Raw genomic sequence first — 8062 nt, forward strand, 5'->3', positions numbered from 1 at the left:
ATGCGATCGCGTCTTCAAATCTGCCTAAATTATATAACGCAATCCCTCGGCTGATCCAAGCATCAGGGTAATCGGGTTTAATTTCTAAAGCTCGATCGAAGGATGCGATCGCGTCTTCAAATCTGCCTAAATTATATAACGCAATCCCTCGGCTGATCCAAGCATCAGGGTAATCGGGTTTAATTTCTAAAGCTCGATCGAAGGATGCGATCGCGCCGATAAAATCCCCATTGATTACTTTCTGGTATCCTTGCTCAAACCAGAATTCGGCATCCTGAACCACTTCCGTTAAATCCGTCTCCTTTGAGCATAGATTTTCCCCCTCCACACCGGAAACATCCCTCACCGCGTCGCGTAACTGGAGGCTAATCCGTTGGGATACTTCCCCCAGATTTCCCGTCATCACCTTCCCTAAAGCCGCCAGATCCCGCCCCAAAGTTTGATAATCTTCTGGATACTGTAGCCATTCCTCGCTTTTGACCTCTAACCACCGCGCCAGCTTTTTATCGTCACAATGGCGACTGTATAGCCATCCCCGTAACCCGTCGGTAGTGGTTCCCGCCGCTACCTGCTCGAATAACCCCATCAATATCCCTTCATATTCCCCATCGCTGGGTTCTGGAGGAGTATTTTCGACTTTTTTGAGGTTAATTGCCCTCGGACTGGCAATAAAGAGCGATTTTAGCCAATTCCAGAGCTTTTTTAGTAAGGATAGCATCGAAGAAAGGGGGAAAGGAAGATAAGGAAATTATATCTCTACTGCCGAAAGTCGTCCCTCTACCGGTTCAAATTCGTCCTCTAGTAGCCAATTTTCGGCTTCCTCGACTTGTTTGTTCATCTCATGCCAGAAACAAATTCTTGTAAAGTAATTCCAGCAGTACGAATAAGACTACGAAGCGTACCTTTAGCCACTTCACGATGATCAGGAACAGAGAGTGTTACCTGTTCACCCTCCTTAACCATAATGATATGGCTTGCACTTTGACGCGCAACTTGCCAGCCAAAGGTTTCAAATATTCGGACTACTTCACGTCCGCTGAGAACAGGAAGAGCAGAGGACATGATTAGGCCATTACCTCTACTTGACAAGTTTCAATCGTGAGCGGTAGTCCACGTTCTGCACGAACTTCAAGGCAAGCGATAATCGCATCTCTGATATTTTCTAGAGCTTCTGCTCTCGTTTGACCTTGGCTGACACAACCCGGAATACTGGGGCATTCTACAACCCAAACCCCATCCTCGTCACGGTCAAGTGTTACAGTCAACTTCATAACTTCTCACTATAATCTCCCAGGTTATATTTTACCTATTAGGGCCTGAGTTGGTTAAGCGGCGATCGCTAATTCTTGCTAAACAGCATACAGAATAAGGGTTTTGAAGAAAAGCGGAAAGCAAGATAAGGAAATTATATCTCTACTGCCGAAAGTCGTCCCTCTACCGGTTCAAATTCGTCCTCTAATAGCCAATTTTCCGCTGCCTCGTAACTCGCACCGGTAAATACCACCTGATAACCCTCAGAGGGATCGTACACGCGATAGTTTCCTGAAGATTCAGCGAGTAAAAGCAAGATATAGGGAGGAGATAGCAGCGGATCGATCCAAACCTCGGCAAAATTCCAATTATTATCGGCTAGGTTAGCTGCAGGGGATAACGTCCTAGGGGGTTTCTGCATCGATCCAATTTTTTCTAGAATGGGGAGAAAAGTAATTGCCATCGATCCATGATTCAGAGTATCTCGTCCTCTTGGTTGTCTGAGTATTCCTCGGCAGTTGCCGCAGGAATTTGCGCTATTTTAGTCTTTTTTGGTTGGTTATGCCTACACCTTAATCTGATCGGCCCGGCTTTTATCCTACTAGCGATCGCCTATGTGGTGGGAGGATACGAGAGTACCCAAGCAGGATTGACGACTTTATGGGAGGAAAAAGAACTGGATGTGGACCTGTTAATGATTGTAGCGGCCTTGGGGGCGGCGATTTTGGGACTCTGGGATAGTAATTACTATCTCATCATCGATGGAGCCGTTTTAATCCTGATTTTCGCTATTAGTGGCGCATTAGAACAGATTGCCATGGCGAAAACCGATCGCAATATTCGTTCTCTCATGGCCATGACTCCCGATACTGCTAGATTAATCACGGGAGACAGGGAAAAAGAGGTTCCTATCAAGCAATTACGGATCGGTGACACAGTTTTAGTCAAACCGGGCGAATTAATCCCCATTGACGGCATTATTATGGAGGGAAACAGTCCCATTAATCAAGCAACAATTACCGGGGAATCGCTTCCCGTGGATAAAACCATCGGGGAAGAAGTCTTTGCGGGAACTCTCAACGGTGCGGGAGTGCTACGTTTAAAGGTGGAAACTCCCCCCGAAAGTCGCTTAATTGAGAGGGTGATTCGTTTGGTAGAAAAAGCGCAAAATGAATCCCCTCCCTCCCAACAGTTTATCGAAGGTTTCGAGCGGGGTTATGCGAAAATTATCGTGATTTTGGGCTTAATTTTCGGGATTTTACCGCCTTTTCTCTGGGGTTGGACCTGGGAAACTACTATCTATCGGGCCTTAATTTTTCTCGTGGTGGCTTCTCCCTGTGCTTTAATGGCCTCAATTATGCCAGCTTTGTTATCGGGTATCGCTAACGGGGCAAAACAGGGGATTTTATTCAAAAATGGCGCAAGATTGGAGATGATCGGCCGCATACGAGCGATCGCTTTTGATAAAACCGGCACTCTCACCCTCGGTAAGTTGCAAGTGGTGGAAATTATCCCTATCCATGCAGTCAGCGAAAATGAGGTGTTAGCGGTGGCTGCATCCCTAGAATCCTGTTCGGAACATCCCATCGGATTCGCTATTACCGCCACAGCCAGGGAACGTGGTATAAATTTCTTCAGTGCTAATCAGGTGCAAGCGGTATCGGGACGGGGTATCACGGGAAAAATTGCCGATAAGTCGGTATCTGTGGGCAATTTTGCCTATATTCGTGACCATATTTCCGATCTTGACCAGAATATTTTAGCTATCCGCGAACGTTTACAAAAAGAAGGCAGAACCCTAGTTTGGGTAGTACAAGAGAATCAAATAATCGGGGCGATCGCTGTGGCCGATACCCTGCGGGAATCGGCAGTTAATCTGGTGAAGCAGCTAAAAAAGATCGGTATCGAACATATCGTTTTAATTACGGGTGATAATCAACAAAGTGCCGATAAAGTCGCTGAAAAACTCGGTATTGAGGAGGTTTACGCTGATTTACTGCCCGAAGATAAGTTAACCGTGATCAAAAATCTCCAAGAAAAATATCACACTGTCGCTATGGTGGGGGATGGCATTAATGACGCGCCCGCTTTAGCTATGGCTAATGTGGGGATTGCCATGGGAAAAGCTGGTAGTGATGTGGCCCTGGAAACGGCCGATATTATCCTTATGTCCGATAATTTAGCCAAAATTCCCAGCGCGATTAACCTTGGTCGTCGTGCCAATCGCATCGTTAAACAGAATATCACTTTCGCCCTCGCGTTTATCGGCATATTGCTAATAGCCAATTTTGCCGGTGATATAACTTTACCTCTTGGTGTCATCGGTCATGAAGGATCGACGGTATTAGTGACTCTAAGCGGTTTAAGATTGTTCAAATAGGGATAAAAATACAGAGAACTATGGGCGAAATCCAGGCAATCCGAGGCACAAAAGATATTTTACCGGCGGAGGTCGGTTACTGGCAGTGGTTAGAGGAAACTGCCAGCAGAATTTTAGGGACTGCGCTGTATCAAGAGATACGAACTCCCATTTTTGAACAGACGCAACTTTTTGAACGGGGTATCGGGGAAGCGACGGACGTGGTGGGTAAAGAAATGTACACTTTCCTTGATCGCGGTCAACGTTCCCTGACTTTGCGACCGGAGGGAACGGCTGGGGTCGTTCGCGCCTATATTGAACACAAATTACAGGCCGCCGGAGGAGTACAAAGACTCTGGTATAAGGGGCCGATGTTTCGTTATGAACGTCCGCAAGCGGGTAGGCAGCGACAGTTTCATCAAATCGGGGTCGAATTGTTGGGAAGTGATGACCCTAGGGCGGATGTGGAAGTAATTACCCTTGCCAGCGAGATATTAAAAGCTGTGGGGCTAGAAACCCTAAAATTAGATATTAATTCCCTGGGAAATGCCCAAGATAGGCAAAATTATCGTCAGGCCTTGCTAGATTATTTGACTCCCTACAAAGCTGATTTAGATGCAGATTCTCAACAGAGATTAGAAAAAAATCCCCTGCGAATTTTGGATAGTAAGGACGAAAAAACCAAGATTATCTGTAAGAATGCCCCCAGTATTCTTGAACATCTCGGCAGTGATTCTCAAAAGCATTTTGAACGGGTGCAATCTTTACTAACCGATTTGGGAGTTATCTATAATCTTAATCCCTGTTTAGTGCGAGGATTGGACTATTACACCCATACGGCCTTTGAAATTCAGTCCGATGATTTAGGCGCTCAAGCTACGGTTTGCGGTGGTGGTCGTTATGATGGTTTAATAGCTCAATTAGGCGGTCCAGACACGCCGGCAGTGGGTTGGGCGATCGGTTTAGAACGTCTGATTATATTATTACAACAAAAGCAGTCTTTATCTTTTTTGGTTCCCGATTTTTATCTCGTCTCCAAAGGAGAAAAAGCTGAGGCCCGCAGTGTGGTGTTAGCGCAACAATTACGCGGATTGGGGTTTAGCGTTGAGTTAGACTTAAGCGGCAGCGCTTTCGGAAAACAATTTAAACGGGCCGATCGAGCTAAGGCCGTGGGCTGTATAATTTTGGGGGATGCTGAGGCTGAAAATGGCACGGTACAACTGAAATGGATGGCCACCCAAGAACAAATTAGTCTAACCCAAGCGGATTTACTGACACAAGCAGGGGAATTAAAAGCGCAAATCTCCCGGCACAAATCCTAAGTTTTAGCGTCATGGCCAAACATTAGGCCTAGGCTAGGATTATGGAATTTATACTGCAAAAACAAGGGGAAAATCACGGACGCACAATTTCTACTAATTCCCTAGAAATTGTCTCGGGAAACTATCGTCTTTTGGCCCGTCTGGATTCTCCTTTTGCTCATATTGAAGTGCGTATCGATTACGAATCTCCCGAAAGTAGTGAACGATATACTCATTATTATCGATCGGATGCTGGGGGTTGGCTGGAAATTTTTTCCTATCGAGATTTGGGAATAGGTAGCTGGAAAATTCGCTGTTATGGGGATATTCTGGCAGAATTGGGGGGTCAAGGTTGGCAAGAAATGTTAACTTTAATTGTTACTCCTGTTAAGATCAATTATCTGGCTCAATTAGAACAGTTAATTAAAACCGAAATTGAACCTTTATTAGCACTAGAATCCTCTCGAGAGATAGTAAAATTAGAATTGGCCGATTTAACCAATAATTCCGCCTTTGTTTTTGATTTATGCCTACCAGAGGAAACAATGACTGCTGGGGAAGGGGTAACTCTAGAACTGCCAGAACCTGCTAATATGAAAAAGAGCCTTCAAAGTTTATCTAATCGCAGTTCTGCACCCCTACCCCCGAAAATATCCGGTTCTAATTCTCGCCGAAAATCCCCGCAACTGCCCCCAATTCCTAAAAATAAATAGGGTTTGCTGAATAAATGTGAAAACCTTGTTGGGTAAAACTTTTAGACCTTTTGCCCATCAAAAAGTGCCGACCCTTGGAGTGATTGGGGGGAAAATTCAGGTACTTTTTCCCTGAAAATTAGATAATTGACCAGATGAAAATCGGTAAAACCCTACACCCTACACCCTACACCCTACACCCTGCCCCCAGAAAAAACTTTTTCAGCAAACCCTATGTAATGATGAGGTGAGGCAGCAACTTAAACCTAAGATTTTTTCAAGAACTTCTGACGAACTCGCGAGATTAATAGGTCTAATTCCGGTAACTTCAATAACATCGCACCGAGGAGGAATAAACCCACCGCTACGGTTGAAGCAAAACCTAACTGTAATAATTGTAGGAAAATATTACCAGCACCGAAAAGCTTTTCCCATCCCCAACTAGCACCCCAACTAGCAACACCAGAAAGCATTGTAATTACCGTTAATCCCAATAAGGATAAACCCCATTCTCCCAAAGGTAAACCTCCTAAACGACGATTTAAAATCACCGTAAAAATGCCCATAGAAAGGATATTAACCCCCACGGTTGCTAAAACAATCCCCGGAGTACCAAAAGGTCTATACAAGAGGAAATCCAGCGCACCATTGAGAAAAATATTTACCATACTCACCTTAAAAGGAGTTTCGCCATCACCCAAAGCATAGAACACTCGTACTAAAACATCGCGGCCGAGATAGAAAAACATCCCGAAACCGTAGGCCATTAATACGGGAACCACCTGTTCCGAGGCAGCCAGATTAAAGGCACCCCGTTGATAGATAACTCGCACTACCGGGAAAGCGAGGGCGATGAAGATAGCGGTGAAGGGTAACATGGTTAAAGCCGTCAATAATAAACCCTGACGGATTCTTTGCTTCAATTCTCCCCAATTTTCCGGTTCCGTCAGTCGAGAAAATATCGGCATAAACGGCACGAGAATCATGTTAGACATGATGCCTAAGGGCGTGAGAACGATAAAACTGGCGTAACGCATGGATGCGGCGGCATTTTCGATAAAAGAAGCGAAAAAGAGGTCAGTATAAACGTTAATATGCAACATTCCCGAAGATAAGGTGGCCGGAATCATCACCCGCAACACCTCCGACACCCCCGGTATCCGCCAATCCCAACGAAATGTTAATTTTCCTAAACCTGACTTGACTTGTGCGCCCACTTGTGCTAACCATTGCCAGAGCGCCCCGACGAGAGTACCACCGGCGAGGACAAAACCCCCCAGTTGCACATATTGCGGCTCATCAATGCGATCGCCAAGAAACCAAGCCAGCAAACCCACCCCGATAATCACCGCCACACTGGAAAAAAGCGGACTGAGACTCGGTAGCCAGTATTGATCCGCTGCGTTGAGAGTACCGAAACCGATGCCGATTAAACCAGCTAAAACCGCCATGGGGGCCATAATTTGCAGTTGTTGAATGGCCATGCTGCGGGTGGCGGCATCTAAACCGGGGGCGAGAACATCGATAAAAATATTGGCAAAAACGATTAAAAAGACGGTGACAGCTAATAAAATCGCGCTTACTAGGGTGGTAATAGTCTCGACAATCGGCGCGGACTCGGATTTATCTCTTTTGGCCAAAACACTGACCAAAGCACTGTGAAAGGGGCCGTTAATGCCACCGAGGAGAATTAACAGAAAACCGGGGATAACGTAGGCAAAAGCGTAGGCGTTCACCACCGGCCCGACACCGTAGGCAGCGGCGATTACCTGTTCGCGGACTAAACCAAAAACCTTACTGATTAAGGTGGCAACGGCGACAATTCCGGCAATACCGGCTAAGGAACGGGTAGCTTTCTTATTAATGACGACACCTCGAAAGAAAACAACTGCATTGATCGATTCTACCCGTTTCTGTGTTCCCGTAGAAAAGCGATCTCTAGTTGTCAAATTTAATTTGACTGGAGTGTATAACACCCATTTCCCCACAGACATTCGTATAATACCAAGAGCCAACCGAACCATAAATATTGATGGTTCTACGTTCTCTGACTGAACAGATGATATTGCCATTGGGGGATGTTCTCACATTTGATGGTGGAGAAAAGACTATTGCTGTGGCGATTCTTGATGTGGATTGAGAACTATTGAATCTGTAACTACACACCACCTCTAGCATTGTTTGAGTCGCCTGAGAGCGGGGACGATGAATTTGTCTTTCGGGAAAAGTCGTCCAAGTTCCGTTATCACAATTAGCTTGGCTAACCAGTCGTTGATTTCCTAAATAATAAACAAAGTCAACACTACGCGAACTAGCCGGAACAATCGAACATAAATCGATGTTAACGCTTTTTCCCGTCACAGCAGTTCCGGCAAAGTAATTACAAGTTTGAGCCAAAACTATATTCGGTTTTGCCCAGGAAGTACCGACTACCATTGTCAAAGATAGACTAGAAATCA

Annotated in this window: 9 protein-coding genes; 3 read left to right on the forward strand and 6 right to left on the reverse strand. The window is 45.4% G+C overall.

Going from position 1 to position 8062, the window contains the following annotated elements; translation table 11 throughout:
- The 4 genes from PN470_RS13390 to PN470_RS13405 all read right to left on the reverse strand — a co-directional run.
- The coding region (locus tag PN470_RS13390; protein WP_272104672.1) for a tetratricopeptide repeat protein at window positions 1-718 on the reverse strand (718 nt) is incomplete at its 3' end.
- Window positions 719-834: 116 nt separating this feature from the next.
- A complete protein-coding gene (locus tag PN470_RS13395; protein WP_104398028.1) occupies window positions 835-1062 on the reverse strand; it encodes a type II toxin-antitoxin system HicA family toxin in 228 nt (75 codons plus the stop codon).
- Between the two features lie 2 nt (window positions 1063-1064).
- Window positions 1065-1271, reverse strand: a complete 207-nt coding sequence (locus tag PN470_RS13400) for a type II toxin-antitoxin system HicB family antitoxin (RefSeq protein WP_008198193.1) — start codon at window positions 1269-1271, stop codon at window positions 1065-1067.
- 134 nt (window positions 1272-1405) lie between these two features.
- Window positions 1406-1714 carry a hypothetical protein gene (locus tag PN470_RS13405; protein ID WP_272104673.1) on the reverse strand — a complete coding sequence of 103 codons (309 nt, stop codon included), beginning with the start codon at window positions 1712-1714 and terminating at the stop codon, window positions 1406-1408.
- A gap of 6 nt (window positions 1715-1720) precedes the next feature.
- Between PN470_RS13405 and PN470_RS13410 the strand changes: the two genes are divergently transcribed.
- From PN470_RS13410 to PN470_RS13420, 3 genes are read left to right on the forward strand one after another with little or no spacing between them, the layout of a single operon-like run.
- On the forward strand, window positions 1721-3631 hold the full coding sequence (locus PN470_RS13410) for a heavy metal translocating P-type ATPase (protein ID WP_272104674.1): 1911 nt from the start codon (window positions 1721-1723) through the stop codon (window positions 3629-3631).
- A gap of 20 nt (window positions 3632-3651) precedes the next feature.
- The gene (gene hisS, locus PN470_RS13415) at window positions 3652-4932 is read left to right on the forward strand and encodes a histidine--tRNA ligase (protein ID WP_272104675.1); all 1281 of its coding nucleotides are present in this window, start codon (window positions 3652-3654) and stop codon (window positions 4930-4932) included.
- Window positions 4933-4973: 41 nt separating this feature from the next.
- On the forward strand, window positions 4974-5624 hold the full coding sequence (locus PN470_RS13420; protein ID WP_272104676.1) for a hypothetical protein: 651 nt from the start codon (window positions 4974-4976) through the stop codon (window positions 5622-5624).
- A 245-nt stretch (window positions 5625-5869) separates the two neighbouring features.
- On the opposite strand, the gene murJ is transcribed toward PN470_RS13420, so the two are convergent.
- A complete protein-coding gene (gene murJ, locus PN470_RS13425; protein WP_272104677.1) occupies window positions 5870-7597 on the reverse strand; it encodes a murein biosynthesis integral membrane protein MurJ in 1728 nt (575 codons plus the stop codon).
- The gene (locus PN470_RS13430; RefSeq protein ID WP_272104678.1) at window positions 7542-8060 is read right to left on the reverse strand and encodes a hypothetical protein; all 519 of its coding nucleotides are present in this window, start codon (window positions 8058-8060) and stop codon (window positions 7542-7544) included. The genes murJ and PN470_RS13430 overlap by 56 nt, the downstream gene beginning before the upstream one ends.
- Window positions 8061-8062 lie beyond the last annotated feature (2 nt).

This window comes from Microcystis sp. CS-574 (assembly GCF_028329095.1).
Taxonomy (GTDB): domain Bacteria; phylum Cyanobacteriota; class Cyanobacteriia; order Cyanobacteriales; family Microcystaceae; genus Microcystis; species Microcystis ichthyoblabe_A.